This is a genomic window from Streptomyces tropicalis, from assembly GCF_029269835.1.
Classification (GTDB): Bacteria; Actinomycetota; Actinomycetes; order Streptomycetales; family Streptomycetaceae; genus Streptomyces; species Streptomyces tropicalis.
Window position 1 is genome coordinate 380,789 of the sequence record NZ_JARJBB010000003.1, and the last position, 21,746, is coordinate 402,534.

The window sequence follows — 21,746 nt, forward strand, 5'->3', positions numbered from 1 at the left end:
CCCCGCGGATGTGGGGGAGCCGTGAGTGCGGTCCGCCCCGGGTTAACTTCACGAAAACTCACCGGACTTGACGGGAAAATCCATGAAGTTGTCGTTGACATGCCACTGTCTACGCGCGTCATCATGACGTCATGAGATTCCCCCCACGAATCATCCGCATCGGCGCCGCGGGCGCCCTCCTCTCCGCCCTCCTGGTGGGCGGCACCGTCACCGCCGGAACGGCGGACGCGGCCCCCGCCTCGGTCGGCAGCATCTGCTACGGCGCGCTGCCCTCCCAGGCGCACGACACGCTCGACCTGATCGCCAAGGGCGGGCCCTACCCGTACGCGCAGGACGGCACGGTCTTCGACAACCGCGAGAGCGTGCTGCCCCAGCAGTCGGGCGGCTACTACCACGAGTACACGGTGATCACGCCCGGTTCCCCCACCCGCGGCGCGCGACGCATCGTCACCGGTGAGCGCAGCCGGGAGGACTACTACACCTCCGACCACTACGCGACGTTCGACCTGGTCGACTTCGGCTGCTGACCGGGCCGCACCGGCCCCGAGGAACGGCGCGACGCGCCGGAGGCCCGCCGAGCCGGCGCGGCCTCCGGCCCGCGGCCCCGGACCCGGCCCGGCGGTCCGGCCACCCCGGACCGCGGCGCTCCGCGGCGGCGAACAGGGTGTCGGACAGCGCCGGGAGGCCGACGCTCGCGCACACCCCGTGGCCGTCCAGGAAGGACAGCCGCCGCACCGGACCCGCCGGTGGGCGAACGCACCAGGCCCAAGACGCCCTGCACCGGGGCGACGCATCCGAGGAACTCCGGCACCTGCTTCACGGCACGACTCTCGCCCCGCGGACCCCCCTCGCACCTCGGCCGCGGGGCGAGTCCCGTGCGGCCGAAGTCGCCGACCGGCCCCGGAGGGCGCGCGGGACGGCACCGGCCGGCGCGACGGAAGTCGGCGCCGGTGCGACCCGAGGGGCCGATCCGCCGCGCCCGACGCCTCCGGCCTGCCCGGCCGCTGCGTGGATCGGTCGACCGTGAAGGGCGGCACGACGACGGGCCTGATCGGGCCGACCGAACGGGCCACCCTGGCCGGCGGCACCCCGACCCACGGGACGATCCCGGACGGCGGCTTCGAGGTACGGGCCGCACTGCCGTGGGAGAGGCCCGCCCCCTCGTGACGGACGGCCGTCGTCGTCCCCGCTCCGCATCCGCCCCGGGGGCGGCGTGGCACGGTGGCCGCCTGTGAAACGCGCGGCCGTCGTCCCGGCGACGGCGGCCGTGGCCCCCGTGCGGCCCGTGGGCGCGCGGCGCCGACTGCGGGCGGCGGGACGCCGGCGTCGGGACGCCGGCGGCGGGGACACGGCCGCCGCGCCGCCGCGGTCGTGGTCCGTGCGCCGGTGTGGTCGGCACCGCCGTCCTTTGGTTGGGTGGGTGCCATGACCGCGATCCGGGTGCTCCTCGTCGACGACGACCCCCTGGTGAGGGCGGGGCCGGGCGTCCTGCCGGGCGGCGCCGACGACGCCGAGATCGCCGAGGCGGTGCGCCAGGTCGCGGCGGGCGACCCCGTGCTGCCGCCGGCGGCCGCCCGCCGGCTGATGCGGCACGCGGCGGGCACCGCGGCCGGCGGCAGGCGGGACCGCGCCCGCCTGAACGCCCTCGACGACCGGGAGCGCGACCTCGCCGTGCACGGCGGACCGGGTCCCGCCGACGCGGAGTCAGCGGCAGGGCTGTTCACGGGCGTCGCCACCGTCGAGACCCGCGTCTCCCGCGTCCTCGCCGAGCTCGGCCTCAGCGACCGGGTGCAGATCGCCCTCCCCGCCCACGATGCGGGACCGACCGAGGAGGACACCCCCTGACCCCCGTCCCTCCGGGCCGCGGCACCGGCGCCGCACCCGCCGCCGGGCGGTGGGAGCGGGCCGAGCGGCTCGACGCCGCCCGGGCGGTCGACGCCCTGCACGCGCGGACCGGCGTCCGCCTGACCCTCGACGGCGCCTGCCCCGGCGGGCAGGTCGGCGCCGCCTACGTGCGCCGGGCGGACGGCCACCGCTCCGTCCTCACCTGGCGGCCCCACGCCTCGGCCGAGGAGATGCGGGCGGGACCGCTGGCCGTCGCCGAGGCGCTGCGGTCGGCGGGCTATCCGGCTCCGGCCACCGAGCTGGTCGCCCAGATCGGCCACGCCGTCGTGATCGTGCAGGAACTGCTGCCGGGCACGAAGGTCGACCGCCTGGACCACCGCACCCTGGACCAGGTGCTCGACCTCAACGCCCGGCAGGCCGGCCGGCTCGCCGACCACCCCGGCATTCCCGCGGTGGACCTCCACCTGCGGGACGACGGCGCCGGGTACTGCCTCCACGAGCCGCTGCGCCGGCACAACCGCCGCAGCGCGGCACTGGAGCGCTGGGTCGCCGCCGTCGGCGCCGACGCCGGGCCCCGCATGGCGGGGACGGACGCCGTGCATCTGGACTTCCATCCCGGCAACCTGCTGGCGAGCGGCGGAGCGGTCACCGGCGTCGTCGACTGGGACGGCGCGGCCCGCGGCGACCGCCGCCTCGACCTGGTCACCCTGCGCTTCGGCATCCATGCGCAGGAGACCGACCCCGACGTCACGGCCCGGCTCGACGACGTCCTCGACGCGTACCCCGAGGACGTCCTGCGTCCGCTGTGGGCGCACATGAGCCTGCGCATGGTCGACTGGGCCGTGCGGCACTTCACCCCGGTCGACGTGGAGCACTGGCTCGACCTCGCCGAGCGCCGTACCGGCTGACGCCTCCGGCGGCGGGTTCCGTCTCCCCGCCACCGTAGGCAGCGGTCGCGCCCGTCTCCCCGCCGGTCGCGCTGCTCCACGCCCCGCCGTGCGGCGGCCGCGTCCGGACGCTCCCGCGGGGCTCGCCCGATCCGGGAAAGGCAGCCGGCCGAGGCACTTTGCGGGTGCCCCACGCGTTGTCCGGGAACGGGGCGACACGGGGCGCGCAGACGCGTCGCGGGGACGCGGCCCCGGAGACCGTCGAGGGACACGGACACCGGGTGCGCCGCAGGCGGCGCGCCGGAGGATCAGGGGTGAAGGCAGTCGTGATCGACCTCCAGGAGTACGGACCCGGGTTCCGCGCGGACCCGTATCCCGTCTACGCCGAGCTGCGCGCCCGCGGACCCGTGCACCGGGTGCGCCTTCCCCGGCCCGCGGGATACGAGGCGTGGCTCGTCGTCGGATACGAGGAGGCGCGCGCCGCGCTCTCCGACCCCCGGCTGTCCAAGGACATCGGCGCGGCCCTCGAAGAGGCCGCCGAGGCCCGGCTGATCGGCCGGCACCTGCTGAACACCGACCCGCCGCAGCACACCCGGCTGCGGTCGCTGATCTCCCGCGCCTTCACCGCGCGCCGGGTCGAGGCCCTGCGCCCGCGCGTCCAGGAGATCACCGACGACCTGCTCGACGCGATGCTGCCCCGGGGCCGCGCCGACCTCGTCGAGGCGTTCGCCTATCCGCTGCCGATCACCGTCATCTGCGAGCTGCTCGGCGTCCCCGACGTCGACCGGACGGCGTTCCGGGAGATGTCGAACGAGGTCGTCGCCCCCAGCAGCGAGGAGGCCATGGAGCGGGCCTTCGGCCGTCTCGGCGACTACCTCGACGGGCTGATCGAGGACAAGCGGTGCGCCGGACCGGCCGACGACCTGCTCAGCGTCCTGATCCGGACGACGGCGGAGGACGGCGACCGGCTCTCGTCCACGGAGCTGCGGGGCATGGCCTTCCTCCTCCTCGTCGCCGGCCACGAGACCACCGTCAACCTCATCGGAAACGGGGTGCACGACCTGCTGGCGCACCCCGATCAGCTGGCGGCCGTGCGGGCCGACGCCGAGCTGATCGACGACGCGGTCGAGGAGATGCTCCGGTACGACGGCCCGGTGGAGACGGCGACGTTCCGCTTCGCCGCGGAGCCGATGGAGATCGCCGGTGCCTTCGTCGACAAGGGCGAGGCGGTGGTGGTCGCCCTGGCCGCCGCCGACCGGGACCCCGGGCGGTATCCGGACCCCGACCGCTTCGACATCGGCCGCGAGTCCCGGGGGCACCTGGCCTTCGGGCACGGCATCCACTTCTGCCTGGGCGCACCGCTGGCCCGCCTGGAGGCCCGCACCGCGATCCGCACCCTGCTGCGGCGCGCCCCGGACCTCGCCCTCGACGGCCCGCCGGGGGAGTGGCTCCCGGGCATGCTGATCCGGGGGAGGAGGACGCTTCCGGTGCGCTGGTAGCCGCGCACGGCACACCCGCCGGCCACCGCCCAGCCGGGGCGCGGGCGGCACAGGACGGCACGGGGGGCCGGTGGGCGCGAGCGGCGGGTCCGGTGAGCGCGAGCGGGCTGCCGGGTGAGCGGGAGCGGGCCGGGCCGGTGCACGGGAGTGGGCGGGCCGACAGGCAGGGGCCGGCGGGGCCTGCGCCCCCTGCGCTCGCGCACCCGTGGGCCTGTGCGCTCACGCCCCCACGCGTTCCTGCGCCCGAGCGCGTGTCCCTGTGCCCGCGCGCCCCGCTCAGCGGGACGCGGCCGCCGTCCCGCCCGGGATCTCGGCGAGCGCGACCCGGCGGCGCTCGCGCCGGGACAGCTCGCACGCCTCGGCGACCCGCAGTGCCTGCAGGGCCTCGCGCCCGTCGCACGGATTGGGCCGCTCGCCCCGCACGACGTCGACGAAGGCGCACACCTCGGCCTCGTAGGCCGGCGCGAAGCGCTCCAGGAAGCCGGTCCACGGCTTGTCCGCCGCCGGGGGACCGGTCGGCTCGGTGGACGCGATCGGCGTGCGGTCGTCCAGGCCGACCACGATCTGGTCCCGTTCCCCGGCGAGTTCCATGCGCACGTCGTACCCGGCGCCGTTCAGCCGGGTCGCCGTCGCCGTCGCCAGGGTGCCGTCGTCGAGGGTGAGCAGCGCGGCGCCCGTGTCGACGTCGCCCGCCTCACGGAACATCGCCGGACCGGCGTCCGACCCGGCCGCGTACACGTCGACGATCTCACGCCCCGTCACCCAGCGCAGGACGTCGAAGTCGTGGATCAGCGCGTCCCGGAACAGGCCGCCGGACAGCGGCAGACGGGACGGCGGGGGCGGCGCCTGGTCGGAGGTCACCGCCCGGACGGTGTGCAGCCGGCCGAGCCGGCCCGAGCGCACCGCCTCCCGGGCGCCCGCGTAGCCCCTGTCGAAGCGGCGCTGGAAGCCCATCTGCAGGACCGTCCCCGCGGTGTCCACCTCGGCGAGCGCGTGGAGTGTGCCGGGCAGGTCCAGGGCGATCGGCTTCTCGCAGAACACCGGCAGGCCCGAGCGCGCGGCGCGGCCGATCAGATCGGCGTGCGCCGATGTCGCCGTCGTGATCACCACGGCGTCCACGCCCCAGCGGAAGATCTCGTCCGTGCCCGGTGCCGCGGTCTCGCCGAGGCGGTGGGCGAGCTCCTGCGCCCGCGCCGGATCCCGGTCGGTGAGGATCAGCGAACCGACCTCGCGATGACGGCTGAGCGTGTGGGCGTGGATCGCACCGATGCGACCCGTACCGATGACCCCGATGCGCATGGGAACAACGTGGGGCCCCACCCCACGCCCTGTCAATGGGAATGTCCGGACAATCTGACTACACGACTTCCCGTCAACCGGCCACGGGGCTACGCTCGGCGCGTGCCCAAACCAGGAGTGGATCCGACCCTGTCGCTGGAGCTCGGCGTGGACCGCAGCTCGCCGGTGCCGCTGTACTTCCAGCTGGCGCAGCAGCTCGAGGCCGCGATCGAGCACGGCACCCTCACCCCGGGCAGTCTGCTGGGCAACGAGATCGAGCTCGCCGGGCGGCTCGGCCTGTCCCGGCCGACCGTCCGCCAGGCCATCCAGTCCCTCGTCGAGAAGGGCCTCCTGGTGCGCCGGCGCGGTGTCGGTACCCAGGTCGTGCACAGCAGGGTCAGGCGCCCGCTGGAGCTGAGCAGCCTCTACGACGACCTCGAGGCGGCCGGCCGGCGTCCCGCCACGAAGGTCCTGGTCAACACGGTCGTCCCGGCGTCCGCCGAGGTCGCCTCGGCACTCGGGGTGGCCGAGGGCGGCGAGGTGCACCGGGTGGAGCGGCTCCGCCTCGCCCACGGCGAGCCGATGGCGTACCTGGTCAACCACCTGCCGCCGGGCCTGATCGACCTCGACACCGGACAGCTGGAGGCCACCGGCCTGTACCGGCTGATGCGGGCGTCCGGGATCACCCTGCACAGCGCCCGCCAGTCGATCGGAGCCCGCGCCGCCACCGCGGAGGAGGCGGAGCGGCTCGGCGAGCCCGAGGGCGCGCCGCTGCTCACCATGGAGCGCGCCACCTTCGACGACACCGGCCGCGCGGTCGAGTTCGGCACCCACCTCTACCGCCCCTCCCGCTACTCCTTCGAGTTCCAGCTGCTCGTGCGGTCCTGACGCGGGCGGGCCCGCGGCGTCACGGCCCCTCCCCCTTCATGTCCGGACAAGGTGACCGGACGGTGCTCCCCGGTCGCCGGCCGTGCGGCCCGGTGTTCGATAATGCACTGTTCGGGGCTGATGCGAGGTTCATCGGCCCCGTGCGTACGTTCGAACACGGCAAGAAGGGCACGGCCTCGTGGCACGGTTTCCAACCTGGGCAGGCATCGTGCTCGCGGGGGCACTCACCATGTCCCTCGCGGGCTGCAGCAGCACCGGCGGCAAGCGCGCGGAGGACGCCCGCAACGCCGCCACGGCCCAGGGCAGGGCGGCGGTGAACACGCCCCGCTGGACCTTCGCGATGATCACCCACTCCGGTGACGGCGACACCTTCTGGGACATCGTGCAGAGCGGCGCCAAGCAGGCCGCCGTCAAGGACAACGTCTCCTTCCTGTACTCCCACGACGCCGAGGCGCAGCAGCAGGCCCAGCTCGTGGACGCGGCCGTCGACAAGAAGGTGGACGGCATCATCGTCACCCTCGCCAAGCCCGACGCGCTGAAGGCGTCCGTGGCCCGCGCCGAGAAGGCCGGCATCCCGGTGATCACGGTGAACTCCGGTTCCGCGGAGTCCAAGGCGTTCGGCGCGCTGACGCACGTCGGCCAGGACGAGACCGTCGCCGGCGAGGCCGTGGGCGACGAACTGAACAAGCGCGGCCGCAGGAAGGCGCTGTGCATCCTGCACGAGCAGGGCAACGTCGGCCACGAGCAGCGCTGCGCGGGCGTCGCGAAGACCTTCAGGGGCAAGGTCGACAACCTCTACGTCAACGGCACGAACATGCCCGACGTCCAGTCCGCCGTCGAGGCCCGGCTCCAGGCCGACCCGTCCGTCGACACGGTCGTGACCCTGGGCGCCCCGTACGCGGACACCGCGGTGAAGGCGAAGGCGGACGCGGGCAGCAAGGCCGAGATCGACACCTTCGACCTCAATGCCCAGGTGGCGTCGGAGCTGAAGGACGGCACGCTCGGCTTCGCGGTCGACCAGCAGCCGTACCTCCAGGGCTACCAGGCCGTCGACCTGCTGTGGCTCTACAAGTACAACGGCGACGTCCTCGGCGGCGGCCGGCCGGTGCTGACCGGCCCGCAGATCGTGACCCGCGACCAGGCGGCCGCGCTGGAGCAGTACACCAAGCGGGGCACCCGATGAGCACGACCACGGAGACCCCGGCCGCACCCTCCGATGAAAGGATCCTGCCGAGCTCGCCGCTGCGGAGACTGCTGGCCAGGCCCGAACTCGGCTCGGTGGTCGGCGCGCTCGCCGTCCTCGTCTTCTTCGCCTGCGCCGCGGACGGCTTCCTGCGGGCCTCCAGCCTCAGCACCGTGCTCTACGCATCCTCCACGATCGGCATCATGGCGGTCCCGGTGGCGCTGCTGATGATCGGCGGGGAGTTCGACCTCTCCGCCGGCGTGCTGGTCACGACCTCCGCGCTCGTCTCGTCCATGTCCAGCTACCAGATGACGGCGAACGTCTGGGTCGGCGTGGGCGTCTCCCTGCTGGTCACCCTGGCCGTCGGCGCCTTCAACGGCTACATGCTGACCCGCACCGGGCTGCCCAGCTTCATCGTCACGCTCGGCACCTTCCTGATGCTGACCGGCCTCAACCTGGGCTTCACCAAGCTGATCGACGGCACGGTCTCCACCAAGACCGTCGGCGACATGGAGGGCTTCCCCGCCGCGCACGCCGTCTTCGCCTCCACGCTGACGATCGGCGGCGTCGACTTCAAGGTCACCATCGTGTGGTGGCTCGCCCTGGTCGCCCTCGGGTCCTGGATCCTGCTGCGCACCCGCACCGGCAACTGGATCTTCGCCGTCGGCGGCAACAAGGACGCGGCCCGCGCGGTCGGCGTGCCGGTCACCCGGACCCGGATCGGCCTCTACATGGGCGTCGCCCTCGGCGCCTGGATCTCCGGCCAGCACCTGCTCTTCTCCTTCGACGCCGTGCAGTCCGGCGAGGGCGTCGGCAACGAGCTGATCTACATCATCGCCGCCGTCATCGGCGGCTGCCTCATCACCGGCGGCTACGGCAGCGCCGTCGGCGCGGCGGTCGGCGCGTTCCTGTTCGGCATGACCAGCAAGGGCATCGTCTTCGCGGAGTGGAACCCCGACTGGTTCAAGTTCTTCCTCGGAGCGATGCTGCTCCTCGCGACCCTGGTCAACGCCTGGGTCCGCAAGCGTGCGGAGGCCACGGCATGACAGCGACCGACCCGTCCGCGCCCCTGGTGGAGCTGTCCGGCGTCAGCCGGCACTACGGCACCGTACGCGCCCTGGAGGACGTCTCCCTGGAGGTCCACCCCGGCCGGATCACGTGCGTCCTCGGCGACAACGGCGCCGGCAAGTCCACCCTGATCAAAATCATCTCCGGCCTGCACCGGCACGACGGCGGCGTGCTGCGCATCGACGGCGAGGAGACCCGCCTCGCCTCCCCGCGCGACGCCCTGGACCGCGGCATCGCGACCGTCTACCAGGACCTCGCGGTCGTCCCGCTCATGCCGGTGTGGCGGAACTTCTTCCTCGGCTCCGAGCCCCGAAAGGGCGCCGGCCCCTTCCGCCGCCTGGACGTCGACCTCATGCGCCGGACCACCCGCGCCGAGCTGCTGCGCATGGGCATCGACCTGCGCGACGTCGACCAGCCCATCGGCACCCTGTCCGGCGGTGAGCGGCAGTGCGTCGCCATCGCGCGGGCGGTGTACTTCGGCGCCAAGGTCCTCGTCCTCGACGAACCGACCGCGGCCCTCGGCGTGAAGCAGTCCGGAGTGGTGCTGAAGTACGTGGCCGCGGCCCGCGACCAGGGCCTCGGCGTCGTGCTGATCACCCACAACCCGCACCACGCGTACCTGGTGGGGGACCGGTTCGTGCTGCTGCGCCGGGGCACCATGGCCGGCAGCCACACCCGGGACGACATCACCCTGGACGAGCTGACCCGGCAGATGGCGGGCGGCAGCGACCTCGACGACCTGCGCCATGAGCTGCGGCACACCTGACGGCCCGGGGCGCTGACCGGCCCCTCTCCGGCGCGGGCGGCGTGACCAGGCACGACGCCCGCACACCGGGCCTCCGCGCAGCCCGCGGGCCGCCTCCCCCGTACGGCGTCCTTACCGGCCGTGCGGCAGAATCGGGCGCGATGAGCACCTACCGCGACCTCTCCGCCCCCATCGGCTCCCGGCGCACCCCCGTCCTGCGCACGGTGGGCACGCGGGAGCGCCGCTCCCACCTGACGGCACCCCGGGTGCCCACGGTGGGCATCGACATCGGCGGCACCAAGGTGATGGCGGGCGTCGTCGACGCCGACGGCAACATCCTGGAGAAGCTCCGCGCGGAGACGCCGGACAAGTCCAAGAGCCCCCAGGTCGTCGAGGACACGATCTCCGAGCTGGTCCTGGACCTGTCCGACCGGCACGACGTGCACGCGGTCGGCATCGGCGCGGCCGGCTGGGTCGACGCCGACCGCAACCGCGTCCTGTTCGCCCCCCACCTGGCCTGGCGCAACGAGCCGCTGCGCGACCGCCTCTCCGAGCGCCTCTCCGTCCCGGTCCTCGTCGACAACGACGCCAACGCCGCCGCGTGGGCCGAGTGGCGCTTCGGCGCCGGCCGCGGCGAGGACCACCTCGTGATGATCACCCTCGGCACCGGCATCGGCGGCGCGATCCTGGAGGACGGCCAGGTCAAGCGCGGCAAGTACGGGGTGGCCGGGGAGTTCGGGCACATGCAGGTCGTGCCCGGCGGCCACCGCTGCCCCTGCGGCAACCGCGGCTGCTGGGAGCAGTACAGCTCCGGCAACGCCCTCGTCCGCGAGGCCCGCGAGCTGGCCGCCGCGGACTCCCCGGTCGCCTACGGGATCATCGAGCACGTCAAGGGCAACGTCGCCGACATCACCGGCCCGATGATCACCGAGCTGGCCCGCGAGGGCGACGCCATGTGCATCGAACTGCTCCAGGACATCGGCCAGTGGCTCGGCGTCGGCATCGCCAACCTGGCCGCCGCCCTGGACCCGTCCTGCTTCGTGATCGGCGGCGGGGTCTCCGCCGCCGACGACCTGCTCATCGGCCCCGCCCGGGACGCCTTCAAGCGCCACCTCACCGGCCGCGGCTACCGCCCCGAGGCCCGCATCGTCCGCGCCCAGCTCGGCCCGGAGGCTGGCATGGTGGGCGCCGCCGACCTCGCGCGGCTGGTCGCCCGCCGCTTCCGGCGCGCCAAGCGGCGCCGGGCCGAGCGCCACGAGCGGTACGAGCGCTACGCGCAGGCCCGCCGCGCGACCCGGGGGGCGCTGTGACGATGTCCCTGCCCCGCCAGGCGGCACCCCCGGACGAACCGCCTCCCCGGCCCACCGAGGACCGCCGCCACCGCAACCGCCGCAGGACCCTCACCCTGCTGATCATCGTGCTGCTGATCGGCGTCCCGGCGGGCTACCTGGTGATCTCCGCCAACCAGAGCCGCAACAGCGGCAAGGACAAGGAGGCCAAGTACGCGGCGACCGGCCTCACCGCCACGTACCCCTCCAAGGTGCAGCAGCGCCTCTACCAGGTGCCCATGCCGCACCCCGCGGACCGGGTCGCCTCCTACGAGACCAACAACTGGAAGACCAGCAGGCTCTACGTCCGGTTCCGGACCACCCAGCCCGGCCTGGAGACCTTCCTGAACGCCATGGGCGTCAACCGCAGCGACCTGAAGAAGGGCACCGTCACCGTCGGCGCCCGCGACCGGAAGGTCACCGGCTGGACCTTCACGTCCGCCGGCCCCTGGTGGGGCCTGCACCACGCCCAGAAGAACCCGGCACCGACGCAGGACGTCGTCGTGAACCTGTCCAACCCGGTGCTGCCGATGGTCTACGTCGTCTCGCGCACGGTTCCCTGACGGGCCCGGGCGGACCCTGCCGGGTCCTCGGCGGCGGAGCCGGTTGTCAGACCCCGCCCGTAGAGTCGAGGACGATCGGTTCGACCGGCGGAGCGGGAGGTGACAGGACGTATGAGCGACACGGCGGTGCAGGAGGCGCCCGCGTCCGCGGACACCGTGTCCGTGCGGCTGGCCGCCGTCTTCCTGCCCGCACCCCTCCCGCGCGAGGGCCGCGTCGCCTTCTGGGACCCCGAGGGCCGCGACTGGCCCGCGGACACCCCGCCGCAGGACACCGAGCTCACGGTCGTCCGGAGGCACGGAGCGGGCGCCCGCCGGGCCTCCGCCCCCGCGCTCTCCCTGCCCCTGGAGGAGGCGCTGCCGCATCTCGTGCGGGCGCGGCACGACCCGGCCGCCCACCCCGCCACGGCCTGCTGGGGCGCGGCCGCCCTGCACGCGCTGCGGCTCACCGCGCGCGGCCGCCTGCTGCCCGGCCTGACCGCCGCCGGACAGGACGCCTGGCGCGCCGGCCCCCTCGACCCCGACGACATCGCCCATCTCCGCGCGATCGCCGCCGCGTTGCCCTTCGAGGGCCACGCCGTCCCGCTGCCCGGCTCCGGACCGCTCCGGCTGCCCGAGCCGGAAGCGCTGCTGCGCACCTTCCTCGACGCCGTCGCCGACACCCTGCCGCGCACCCCTGCCGCCCCGCACGCCTGCGGCCGCCCCTTCGCGGACCGCGCGCCCCAGCACCTCCCCGCCGCCCACGACTGGGCGGCGGAGGTCGCCGCCGGCATGGACGCCGGCGTGCGGATCTCGCTCCGCCTGGACCTGTCCGCCCACAGCCTCTTCGACCGCGACCAGGCCTCGCAGGACACGGGCACCACCGGCCCCACACGCCACGCGGGCGCCGCGATCGTGCAGGTGCACAGCCTCGCCGACCCCACGCTCGTCGCCGACGCGGCGGCACTGTGGGCGGGCGAGGCCGACGCCGCGCTCGGCCCCCGCGCGCGGGTCGACGCCGCCCTCGCGGTGCGCCGCGCGGCCCGCGTCTGGCCACCGCTGGACCGCCTCGCCGAGCAGGCGGTGCCCGACGTGCTCGCCCTGTCCGAGGAGGAGGTCACGGAGCTGCTCGGCGTGGCCGCGACCCGGCTCTCGGCCGCCGGGGTCGCCGTCCACTGGCCCCGCGACCTGGCGCAGGACCTGACCGCGACCGCGGAGGTGCGGCCCGCGCCCGGCTCCGCGACCGACGGCACCGGCTTCTTCGAAGGGGAGGAGCTGCTCCGGTTCCGCTGGCAGCTCGCACTCGGCGGGGAGCCGCTCACGGAGGCCGAGATGGACGCCCTCGCCGAGGCGCACCGCCCCGTCGTCCGGCTGCGGGACCGGTGGGTGCTCGTCGACCCGGCGCTGGTCCGCAAGGCCCGCCGCCGCGACCTGGGCCTGCTCGACCCGGTCGACGCGCTGTCCGTCGCGCTCACCGGCAGCGCCGAGGTCGACGGCGAGACGGTCGAGGCCGTGCCGGTCGGCGCCCTGGCCGCACTGCGCACCCGCCTCACGGCCGGTGTGCACCCCGCCGCACCGCCCCCCGGCCTGCACGCCACCCTCCGCGACTACCAACTGCGCGGCCTGGCCTGGCTCGACCTCATGACCTCCCTCGGCCTCGGCGGCTGCCTCGCCGACGACATGGGCCTCGGCAAGACCGTCACCCTCATCGCCCTGCACCTGAAGCGCGCCCGCAGCGAACCGACGCTCGTGGTCTGCCCCGCATCCCTCCTCGGGAACTGGCAGCGGGAGATCGAGCGTTTCGCGCCCGGTGTGCCCGTCCGCAGGTTCCACGGACCCGACCGCACCCTGGACGGCGCGGACGGCGGGTTCGTCCTCACCACCTACGGCACCATGCGGTCCACGGCGCCCCGACTCGCCGAGCACCCCTGGGGCATGGTCGTCGCCGACGAGGCACAGCACGTGAAGAACCCGTACTCGGCGACGGCCCGCGCCCTGCGCACCATCCCGTCGCCCGCCCGCGTGGCCCTCACCGGCACCCCGGTCGAGAACAACCTCTCCGAGCTGTGGGCGCTCCTCGACTGGACCACCCCCGGCCTCCTGGGCCCGCTCAAGTCCTTCCGCGCCCGGCACGCGCGCGCGGTGGAGAACGGCGAGGACGCCGAGGCGGTGGAGCGGCTCGCGCGCCTGGTGCGCCCGTTCCTGCTGCGCCGCCGCAAGTCCGACCCGGGCATCGTCCCGGAGCTGCCGCCGAAGACGGAGACCGACCACCCCGTCCCGCTCACCCGCGAACAGGCCGCGCTGTACGAGGCGGTGGTGCGCGAGGCGCTGCTGGCCATCGAGACGGCGGAGGGCATCGCCCGCCGGGGCATGGTGCTCAAGCTGCTGACCTCGCTCAAGCAGATCTGCGATCACCCGGCCCTGTACCTGAAGGAGGAGCATCCGCCGGGCGACCGGCTCGTGGCCCGCTCCGGCAAGCTCGCCCTGCTGGACGAACTGCTGGACACGGTGCTCGCCGAGGACGGTTCCGTGCTGGTCTTCACGCAGTACGTCGGCATGGCCCGGCTGGTCACCGCGCATCTGCGGGCGCGCGCGGTCCCGGTGGACCTGCTGCACGGCGGCACACCGGTGCCTGACCGCGAGCGCATGGTCGACCGCTTCCAGAGCGGTGCGACACCCGTGCTCGTCCTGTCCCTGAAGGCGGCCGGCACCGGCCTCAACCTCACCCGTGCGGGCCACGTCGTCCACGTGGACCGCTGGTGGAACCCGGCCGTGGAGGAGCAGGCCACCGACCGCTCCTACCGCATCGGCCAGACCCAGCCCGTGCAGGTCCACCGCCTGATCACCGAGGGCACCGTGGAGGACCGCATCGCCGACATGCTCGCCGCCAAGCGCGCCCTCGCCGACGCGATCCTCGGCTCGGGCGAGTCCGCCCTCACCGAGCTGACGGACCGTGAACTGACCGACCTCGTGTCGCTGCGCAGGGAGGCGTGATGGACACCCCTGAGTGGGCCCGCGCCTCCGATCCCCCGGACGCGCGGCAGCAGTTCGACGCTGCGGGGGATGAGGGGGAGGCCGCGAGGCGCCCGGCCCGTCGGGGTGCGCCTGGGGAGCGGGCGGACTCGGCCGGCGCGACGCATGCCGGCGGGCCCTCTCCGGAGGGCGGCTCGGAGGGGGAGGCGCGGCCCGCCGACGCGGCACGGCAGGCGCTGCGGGCGGCCCGTGCGGCGGCTGGTACCGGGGCGGGGGAGGCCCCACCCGGGCACGGTCCCGCGGCACACCGGTCGTCGCAGGGCGTGGAGGACGCCGAGGGCGTAGCGGAGGCGGGCCGACCCTCGCAGGGCGCAACTGCGTCGCACAGGTCCCCGCACGGCACGCGGGAGACGAACGGCTGGGCAACGGACCGGTCGGTCACGGACGTTCCTGCAACGGACCGATCGGTCACGGGAACTCCTGCGGCAGAGCAGCGGGCGGCGGACGGCTCCGTGAGGGACGGCTCCGCGACGGACAGTTTCGCGACGGGCGGGTCCGCGACAGGGGAAGCGCCGACGGACGCAGCCTCAACGGGTGCAGCGTCAGCGGATGTTGCGTCAACCGACGTCGCGTCAGCGGACATTGCTTCAGCGGTCGTTGCGCTGACGGATGAGGCCTCGGCGGACGACGGGCCGCCCGGCGATCCGGCGGTGCACGCGGCGGCGGCCCGGCCCGCCCGGCCCGGTGACGCCGCCCGCGCGGCTCTGCGACGCGCGGCCTCCGACGGCTCGACCCGGGCGGCCCGGCCCTCGGCCGACGTCTCCGGTGAGCCGTCGGACAGTCCCGCACCCCCGCGCGGGAGCGGGGCGCGCGTCCCGGATGTCCGCCCGGCCGACGCCGCCCGTGAGGCCCTGCGGCTGGCCAGGTCCCGGCGCGAGGCACAGGCGGGCACGCCCGCCGTCGAAGTTCCCGGTACGGCCGGAGGCCCGGGCAGGGGGGAGCCGGCGGCACGGGAGGCCGGGCCTGCCGTGGACTCCTGGCGGGCCGAGGACGGGGCCGGCGTCGCCGACCCGCGCGGCGGGAGCCGCGGCCGGACGCGCCGCACCCCGTCCGCCCCCCGCCGCACCCGCGGTGACGCCCCCCTCGGGGATCCCGGGCGCCGGGCCCGCGAGGTGCGGGAGCTGATCGCGGGCGCCCTCCGGATGCCGTCGGAGGAGATGCCACCGGGAGGCATGCCCCCGGAGACGACAGGTGGCGGGGCGGGGGCCGTTGTCCCGCCCGCGGGCGCGGCGGCACAGGCGGCAGACGCTCCACCGTCCCCGGCGTCCACCTCCCGTCCGGACTCCGTCCCCCACCCCGTCCACCCCGACGACCGCGGCACCGCCCCCGCCACGGGCACCGCCCCCGCCACGGGCACGGGCATCGCCCCCGTCGCCGAGGGACGACCCGTACCCGCCGCCGGTGGTGGCCCGGTCCCCGCCCCCGAGGGCGGGGCCGGCCGCGGCACCACTGCGCCGCGGGCCACCGCCCCGGGCTCCGCCGCAGCCCCTGCCGCCCCCCGGGTTCGCCGCACCATGGCCGACCCCCGCCGGGACGGCGAGCTGCGGCGGACCTTCGCCGCCCCCGGGGCGCGGGAGGCCGGCGGTCCCGGGCTCGCCTCGACCTGGTGGGGGCATGCCTGGATCTCCGCGCTGGAGGAGGGCGCGCTGGACGCCGCCCGGCTGGCCCGCGGGCGCGGATACGCGGAGACGGGACACGTCGACGCCATCACCGTGACGCCCGGACTGGTCCTGGCGTACGTGCAGGGCAGCCGCCCGCGCCCGTACCGGGTGCAGGTGCGGCTGCGGACTCTGGACGACGCGGCGTGGGACCGCTTCCTGGACGCCGCCGCCGAGCGGCCGGGGCACATCGCCGCGCTCCTGGACCGGGAGATGCCCCACTCGCTCGCCGACTGCGGGGTGCCCCTGCTCCCCGGGCCCGGTGACCTGGAGCCGCACTGCAGCTGCCCCGACCGCGGCCACCCCTGCAAGCACGCCGCCGCGCTCTGCTACCAGACCGCCCGCCTCCTGGACGCGGATCCCTTCGTGCTGCTCCTGCTCCGCGGCCGGGGCGAGCGCGAGCTGCTGGACGCGCTGTCCCGGCTGAGCGCCGCCCGCGCGGCCCGTGCCGCCCAGGAGCGCGGTCCGGCGCCCCTGCCGGGCCTCCGCGCACGTGAGGCCGTCGCACCGCGCAGCCTGCCGCCGCTTCCGGCGCCGCTGCCGCCGCCCCCGCACCCCGAGCAGCCGCCGGCGTACCCGGCTGCCCCGGGCGGGCCGGACCCGTTCGCGCTGGACCAGCTGGCGACCGACGCGGCCGCCCGCGCGCACGCCCTGCTGACCACCGGCCGCGACCCCCTGGACGGGCTGACGCTCTGGGCCGACGCGGTGCGCCTCGCCGCGGCACGCCCCGGCTCCGGGCTGACCGCCGCCACCCGCTCGCTGTACGCGTCGCTGGCCACCGCCACCGGACGTACCACGGGCGACCTGGCCCGCTCGGTGGCCGCCTGGCGGCAGGGCGGGCCGGAGGGGCTCGCGGTCCTGGAGGAGCCCTGGGACCCGCCGGCGGGGCGGTTCGACCGGGCCCGCTCCCTCCTCCTCGCCGCCGACCTCCCCGCCTTCCGCCCGGTGCGCAACCGGCTCACCCACCCCGGCGGTCACGTCCAGCTGCGGTTCGGCCGGGACGGCCTCTGGTACGGCTACGAGTCCGAGCCGGGCCACGACGACTGGTGGCCGCGCGGCACCCCCGACCTCGACCCGGTCGGCGCCCTCACCGGCCTGGCGGCCGTCACGTACCCCTGACCGCCGACCGGCCCGACGCCCGGCATCGGCCGACCCGCCGACCCCCCGCACCGCGGACGGCCAGGACGCCCCACCGGCCCCCGTGAACCGCACGCCCCGCCCGCCCCGGCGGCCCCCGCCCCGTCGCCCCCGTCCGGAAGATCGACGGCGGCGCATGGAAACCCCGCAGGGGTATCCGGTCGGACCAGGTCACAGGTCGTCGGGCCCTGCTCCGCGCGCCCGTCGGCGCGAACACTGGGATCATTGCCTAAAGAGCGCTGCCCATGGCCTGACGAACAGTGGTGGTGAGCGTCGTGGCTGCACTCGGTGACACCCCCCGGGAACCGAGCGGTCCGCGGATGGATCCGGTGGGCGACCCGTTCCTTCGCACCCGGTTCGCCCTTCCGCTCCGCCCGGACACCTTCATCCGCCGCGAGCGCCTGGTCGCACACCTGGACCGGGCCCTCGACACGCCGCTGACGATGATCAACGGCGGGGCCGGGGCGGGCAAGACCCTGCTGGCCGCCGACTGGGCGGAGACCCTGGGGCAGCCCGTCGCCTGGCTGACCTGCGACCCGGCCGACCGGGCCCCCGGCGTCTTCTGGGCGTACCTCCTGCAGGCCCTGCGCGCGAGCGGGGTGCGCACCGCCGACGAGGTCGGCAGCCCCGCCGACCCGAGCCGTGTCGACCACACCCTGCTGGCCCGGCTGGCCGCCGGGCTCAGCGGCCGCGAACGGCCCGCGGTCGTGATCCTCGACGAGTACGACCTCGTGACCACACCGGAGATCGCCGACCAGCTCGAGTTCGTCCTCCGCCACGCCGGGGCGGGCCTGCGCCTGGTCCTCGTCACCCGCACCGAACCGCTGCTGCCCCTGCACCGCTACCGGGCCCTGGGCACCCTCACCGAGATCCGCGACGCCGAGCTGGCCTTCACCCCCGAGGAGGCGGCCACCCTGCTGGACCTGCACGGCCTGCGGCTGAGCGGGGCCGGTGTGCGGGCCCTGGTGGGCCGGACCCAGGGTTGGGCCGCCGGCCTGCGGCTGTGCGCGCTGGCCGCGCAGGAGAGCAACGACCCGGAGACGTACCTGAAGGAGTTCGAGGCCGGGCAGAGCGCCGTCGCCGACTTCCTGCTGGCCGAGGTGCTCAAGCAGCAGCCGCCCGAGACGCAGGAGCTGCTGCTCCGGGTCAGCGTCCTGGACCGGTTCTGCCCCGACCTGGCGAACGCGGTGACGGGGCAGCAGGACGCCGAACCCCGGCTGGCCGCACTGCACCGGGCCAACGCCTTCGTGCACCACCTGGGCCACTCCTGGTACCGGCTGCACCCGCTGTTCGCGGAGATCCTCCGGGCCCATCAGCGTGTCCGCCTCCCCGGCCTGGAACGCGAGCTGCACCGCCGGGCCGCCGCCTGGCTGCACCGCTCCGGCCCCCTGTCCGAGACCCTGGCGCACGGCGCCGCGGCGGGCGACTGGGAGTTCACGGCCCGCGTCCTCGTGGACGACCTGGCGATCGGGCAGCTCTTCCTGGGGCTGCGCTCGGACGACCTCGGTGAGCTGTTCTCCCGGATGGCCCCGGACGCCGACGGCCCCCAGGCACACCTGGTCCGTGCCGCACGCGCCCTGTCCACGGGCGACATCGAGCACGGCCTGGCCCATCTGCGGGGCGCCGAGGAGGGCACCGCGCCGGACCTGCCCGCCCCCGACACGGCGGCGGTCCAGCTGAACTGCGCCCTGCTGGAGGCCCTGGCGGCCCGCCTCACCGGCTCGCCGGGACGGGCCGAGCAGGCGGCGCGGAAGGCGCGCCTCGCCGAGCAGGACGTCCCGGCCGACACCCTGGAGCGGCACCCGGAGCTCCCCGCCCTGCTCCAGACCCACCTCGGCTCCGCCCTGCTGTGGGCGGGACGCTTCGAGGAGGCGCGCACCGCCCTGTCCGCGGCGGTCGCGAGCCCCGGCGGCGCCGCGACCGCCCTCCCCCGCGAAGAGGCCCTGAACCACCTCGCGCTCATCGACCAGATCGACGGCCGGCCCGGCCGCGCCGAGCGCAAGGCCCGCGCGGCGATCAGCGACGCGGAGCGCTTCAGCGTGCCGCAGCCCTCCGGGTCCGGCCTCGGCCAGCTCGTCCTGGCGGCCGTCGCCGTCGAGCGCAACGAGCTGGACGAGGCCCAGGCCCTGCTGGACCAGGCGGCGACGCGGCACGGCGCGCCCGACCCGGTCGCGGCGGCGGCGCACGTCATCGCCGGCGGGCGGCTGCTGCTGGCCCGCGGCGACGCCCCCGCCGCCCTGGAGACCGCGGAGTCGGCCGTCGCCGCCGCCGTGTCCTCGCCGTGGGCCGAGCAGCAGGCGGCGCTGATCGCCTCGGCCGCCCACCTCGCCGAGGGCCGCCCCGAGGCGGCGGCGAAGGTCCTGGACGACGCGGCCCGGCTCCACCCGGCCTGCGCGGCCGCGGCCGCCCGCGCCCTCCTGGCGTCCGGAAGGGCCGACGAGGCACTGCGCCTGCTCGACGACGTCCGCACCGTGGAGCCCGGCGGCCCCGCCGTGACCGTGCGGGCGCTGCTGGTGCGGGCCCAGGCAGCCGACCTGGCGGGGGACACGGTGGCCGCCCTGCGCCTGGTGGTGCAGGCGCTCCGGCAGGCCCGCCGCGAACTGCTGCGGCGTCCGTTCCTCGAAGCCGGCCCCTGGATCCGCCGTCTGCTGGCCGCGGAACCGGCGCAGGAGCTCGCCGCCGACTGGCTCACCCAGCGCCCCGGCCCGCCCGCGGGCGGCCCACCGGACGGGGCCCTCTCCCCGGCCCCCGTCGTCGAGCCGCTCAGCGCCCGCGAGCGGGACGTGCTGCAGCGCCTCGCGCAGATGATGTCGACCGAGGAGATCGCCGCCGACCTCTTCGTCTCCGTCAACACGGTGAAGACGCACCTGAAGACCGCGTACCGCAAGCTCGGCGTCAACCGCCGCAACGACGCGGTGCGCCGCGCCCGCGAACTCCGCCTCATGTGAGGCCCCGGACCGGGGAACGGACCCGGACCGGCGGCCGGCGCTCGGGACGACGCGGCGAGGTGGACACGGTGAGGCACTGGCGGGCTCTGATCCTCCTCGGCACGGCCCAGTTCCTGATGGTGCTGGACACCTCGGTGATGAACGTGTCCATCAGCCGGCTGGTGAAGGACTTCGACACCGAGGTCACCGCCATCCAGGCGGTCATCACGCTGTACGCGCTGGTGATGGCCGCCTTCATGATCGTCGGGGGGAAGCTCGGCGACATCTTCGGCCGGCGCCGCCTGTTCCTGCTGGGTCTCGTCGTCTACGGCACCGGCTCGGCCCTGACCGCCGTCGCCCCCACGCTCTGGGTGCTCACCCTGGGCTGGTCCCTCATCGAGGGGCTCGGTGCGGCCCTGGTGCTGCCCGCGATGGCCGCGCTCGTCGCGGAGACCTACCGCGGCCCCGACCGGGCCGTCGCCTACGGCGTGATCGGCGGCCTCGCCGGCGCGGGCATCGCCGTGGGCCCGCTGCTCGGCGGCTGGGTGACCACGTACCTGACGTGGCGGCTCGTCTTCGCCGGCGAGGTCGTCGTCGTGGTGGTCATGCTGTGCTTCCAGCGGGTGCTCACCGCCTCCGGCCGCGGCGGGCCGCGGCCCCGGCTGGACGCCGTGGGCGCCGTGCTGTCCGCCCTCGGGCTCGCGCTGTGCGTCTTCGGCGTGCTGCAGAGCAGCACCTGGGGGTGGCTCCAGCCCCGCAACGCCCCCTTCACCGTCTTCGGGTTCGCGCCGACGACCTTCGTCATCACCGCCGGCCTGCTCGTCCTGGCCGGCTTCCGCGGCTGGGAGCGCCGCCGCGAGTCCCGCGGCGAGGACCCGCTGGTGCACCTGGCCCTGCTGGGACGCCCCGTCCTGCGCTCGGGCCTGACGTCGCTGCTGAACCAGAACCTGATCCTGCTCGGGCTGTTCTTCGCCATCCCGCTCTACCTCCAGGTGGTGCAGGGCTTCGACGCCTTCCAGACCGGCCTGCGGCTGCTGCCCGTCTCGGCGACCATGCTGCTGGCGTCCGCGATCGCCTCCCGCCTCGGCCGGTCCGTCGGCCCGCGGCGCATGGTCCGGCTCGCCCTGACCTGCCTGGCGGGCGCCATCGCCTGGCTGCTGGCCTCCATCAAGCCGGTCATCGACGACGCCCAGTTCGCCGGGGCGATGGCGCTGCTCGGCATCGGCATGGGGCTGCTCGCCTCGCAGCTCGGCAACGTCGTCCAGTCCGGCGCGGGGGAGGAGGAACGCAGCGAGGTCGGCGGGCTGCAGTTCACCGCGCAGAACCTCGGCTCCGCGCTGGGCACCGCGCTCATCGGATCGGTGCTCATCGGCGCCCTCGCCCAGGCCTTCACCACCCAGGTCGCGGGGAACCCGGCACTGTCCGACGAGGCGCGCCGGCAGACCGGGATCGCGCTGGAGTCCGGGGTGAGCTTCGTGCCCACCGCCCAGGTCCGCACCGCGGCCCAGCAGGCCGGCCTGCCCCCGTCCCAGGTGGAGGCGGTCACGGACTCCTACGCCGCCGCGCAGCTGGCCGGGCTGAAGGCGGCGATCCTGGTGACCGGAGGCATCACGCTGGCCAGTTTCCTGTTCACCGGGGACCTGCCCGGCGGACGGACCGGCCGCACCGCCCGGCCGAAGGAGCCCCGGCCGCAGGCCGGCGCCGCGCCCGGCACGGACCGCTGAGCGCACC

General features: G+C 75.6%; 16 protein-coding genes. 15 read left to right on the plus strand and 1 reads right to left on the minus strand.

The window, feature by feature from the left end:
- Nucleotides 1-131: 131 nt before the first annotated feature.
- The 5 genes from P3H78_RS08250 to P3H78_RS08275 all read left to right on the plus strand — a co-directional run bounded on the left by P3H78_RS08250 (nt 132) and on the right by P3H78_RS08275 (nt 4,231).
- Nucleotides 132-527, plus strand: a complete 396-nt coding sequence (locus tag P3H78_RS08250) for a guanyl-specific ribonuclease (protein ID WP_276108172.1) — start codon at nt 132-134, stop codon at nt 525-527.
- A gap of 481 nt (nt 528-1,008) precedes the next feature.
- Nucleotides 1,009-1,167, plus strand: a complete 159-nt coding sequence (locus tag P3H78_RS08260) for an ATP-binding protein (protein WP_276108173.1) — start codon at nt 1,009-1,011, stop codon at nt 1,165-1,167.
- 258 nt (nt 1,168-1,425) lie between these two features.
- Nucleotides 1,426-1,845, plus strand: a complete 420-nt coding sequence (locus P3H78_RS08265) for a helix-turn-helix domain-containing protein (protein WP_276108174.1) — start codon at nt 1,426-1,428, stop codon at nt 1,843-1,845.
- Nucleotides 1,842-2,753, plus strand: coding sequence for a phosphotransferase (locus P3H78_RS08270; protein ID WP_369015718.1), 912 nt, complete (start codon nt 1,842-1,844; stop codon nt 2,751-2,753). Before P3H78_RS08265 ends, P3H78_RS08270 begins: the two co-directional genes overlap by 4 nt.
- A 293-nt stretch (nt 2,754-3,046) precedes the next feature.
- Entirely contained in the window at nt 3,047-4,231 is a 1,185-nt protein-coding gene (locus tag P3H78_RS08275; RefSeq protein ID WP_276108176.1) for a cytochrome P450 family protein, read from the plus strand.
- A 276-nt stretch (nt 4,232-4,507) separates the two neighbouring features.
- Here P3H78_RS08275 and P3H78_RS08280 read toward each other — a convergent pair whose 3' ends face one another.
- Entirely contained in the window at nt 4,508-5,530 is a 1,023-nt protein-coding gene (locus tag P3H78_RS08280) for a Gfo/Idh/MocA family protein (RefSeq protein ID WP_276108177.1), read from the minus strand.
- A 129-nt stretch (nt 5,531-5,659) separates the two neighbouring features.
- Here P3H78_RS08280 and P3H78_RS08285 point away from each other — a divergent pair, with 129 nt between their 5' ends.
- The 10 genes from P3H78_RS08285 (at nt 5,660) to P3H78_RS08330 (ending at nt 21,739) form a co-directional block, all read left to right on the plus strand.
- Nucleotides 5,660-6,397, plus strand: coding sequence for a GntR family transcriptional regulator (locus P3H78_RS08285; RefSeq protein ID WP_276108324.1), 738 nt, complete (start codon nt 5,660-5,662; stop codon nt 6,395-6,397).
- A gap of 178 nt (nt 6,398-6,575) precedes the next feature.
- Nucleotides 6,576-7,580 carry a sugar ABC transporter substrate-binding protein gene (locus P3H78_RS08290; RefSeq protein WP_276108178.1) on the plus strand — a complete coding sequence of 335 codons (1,005 nt, stop codon included), beginning with the start codon at nt 6,576-6,578 and terminating at the stop codon, nt 7,578-7,580.
- Nucleotides 7,577-8,626: an ABC transporter permease gene (locus P3H78_RS08295; RefSeq protein ID WP_276108179.1), complete on the plus strand. Its 1,050-nt coding sequence runs from the start codon at nt 7,577-7,579 to the stop codon at nt 8,624-8,626. Before P3H78_RS08290 ends, P3H78_RS08295 begins: the two co-directional genes overlap by 4 nt.
- Complete coding sequence (locus P3H78_RS08300) at nt 8,623-9,414, plus strand: ATP-binding cassette domain-containing protein (RefSeq protein WP_276108180.1); 792 nt, start codon at nt 8,623-8,625, stop codon at nt 9,412-9,414. The genes P3H78_RS08295 and P3H78_RS08300 overlap by 4 nt, the downstream gene beginning before the upstream one ends.
- 140 nt (nt 9,415-9,554) lie before the next feature.
- The gene (locus P3H78_RS08305) at nt 9,555-10,703 is read left to right on the plus strand and encodes an ROK family glucokinase (protein ID WP_276108181.1); all 1,149 of its coding nucleotides are present in this window, start codon (nt 9,555-9,557) and stop codon (nt 10,701-10,703) included.
- Complete coding sequence (locus P3H78_RS08310; protein WP_276108182.1) at nt 10,700-11,284, plus strand: sugar kinase; 585 nt, start codon at nt 10,700-10,702, stop codon at nt 11,282-11,284. The genes P3H78_RS08305 and P3H78_RS08310 overlap by 4 nt, the downstream gene beginning before the upstream one ends.
- A gap of 111 nt (nt 11,285-11,395) precedes the next feature.
- On the plus strand, nt 11,396-14,254 hold the full coding sequence (locus tag P3H78_RS08315) for an SCO1167/SCO6262 family helicase (protein WP_276108183.1): 2,859 nt from the start codon (nt 11,396-11,398) through the stop codon (nt 14,252-14,254).
- A gap of 689 nt (nt 14,255-14,943) precedes the next feature.
- Nucleotides 14,944-17,070: an SWIM zinc finger family protein gene (locus P3H78_RS08320; RefSeq protein WP_276108184.1), complete on the plus strand. Its 2,127-nt coding sequence runs from the start codon at nt 14,944-14,946 to the stop codon at nt 17,068-17,070.
- 338 nt (nt 17,071-17,408) lie between these two features.
- Nucleotides 17,409-20,036: a winged helix-turn-helix domain-containing protein gene (locus P3H78_RS08325; protein WP_276108325.1), complete on the plus strand. Its 2,628-nt coding sequence runs from the start codon at nt 17,409-17,411 to the stop codon at nt 20,034-20,036.
- A 68-nt stretch (nt 20,037-20,104) separates the two neighbouring features.
- On the plus strand, nt 20,105-21,739 hold the full coding sequence (locus tag P3H78_RS08330) for an MFS transporter (protein WP_276108185.1): 1,635 nt from the start codon (nt 20,105-20,107) through the stop codon (nt 21,737-21,739).
- Nucleotides 21,740-21,746: the final 7 nt, after the last annotated feature.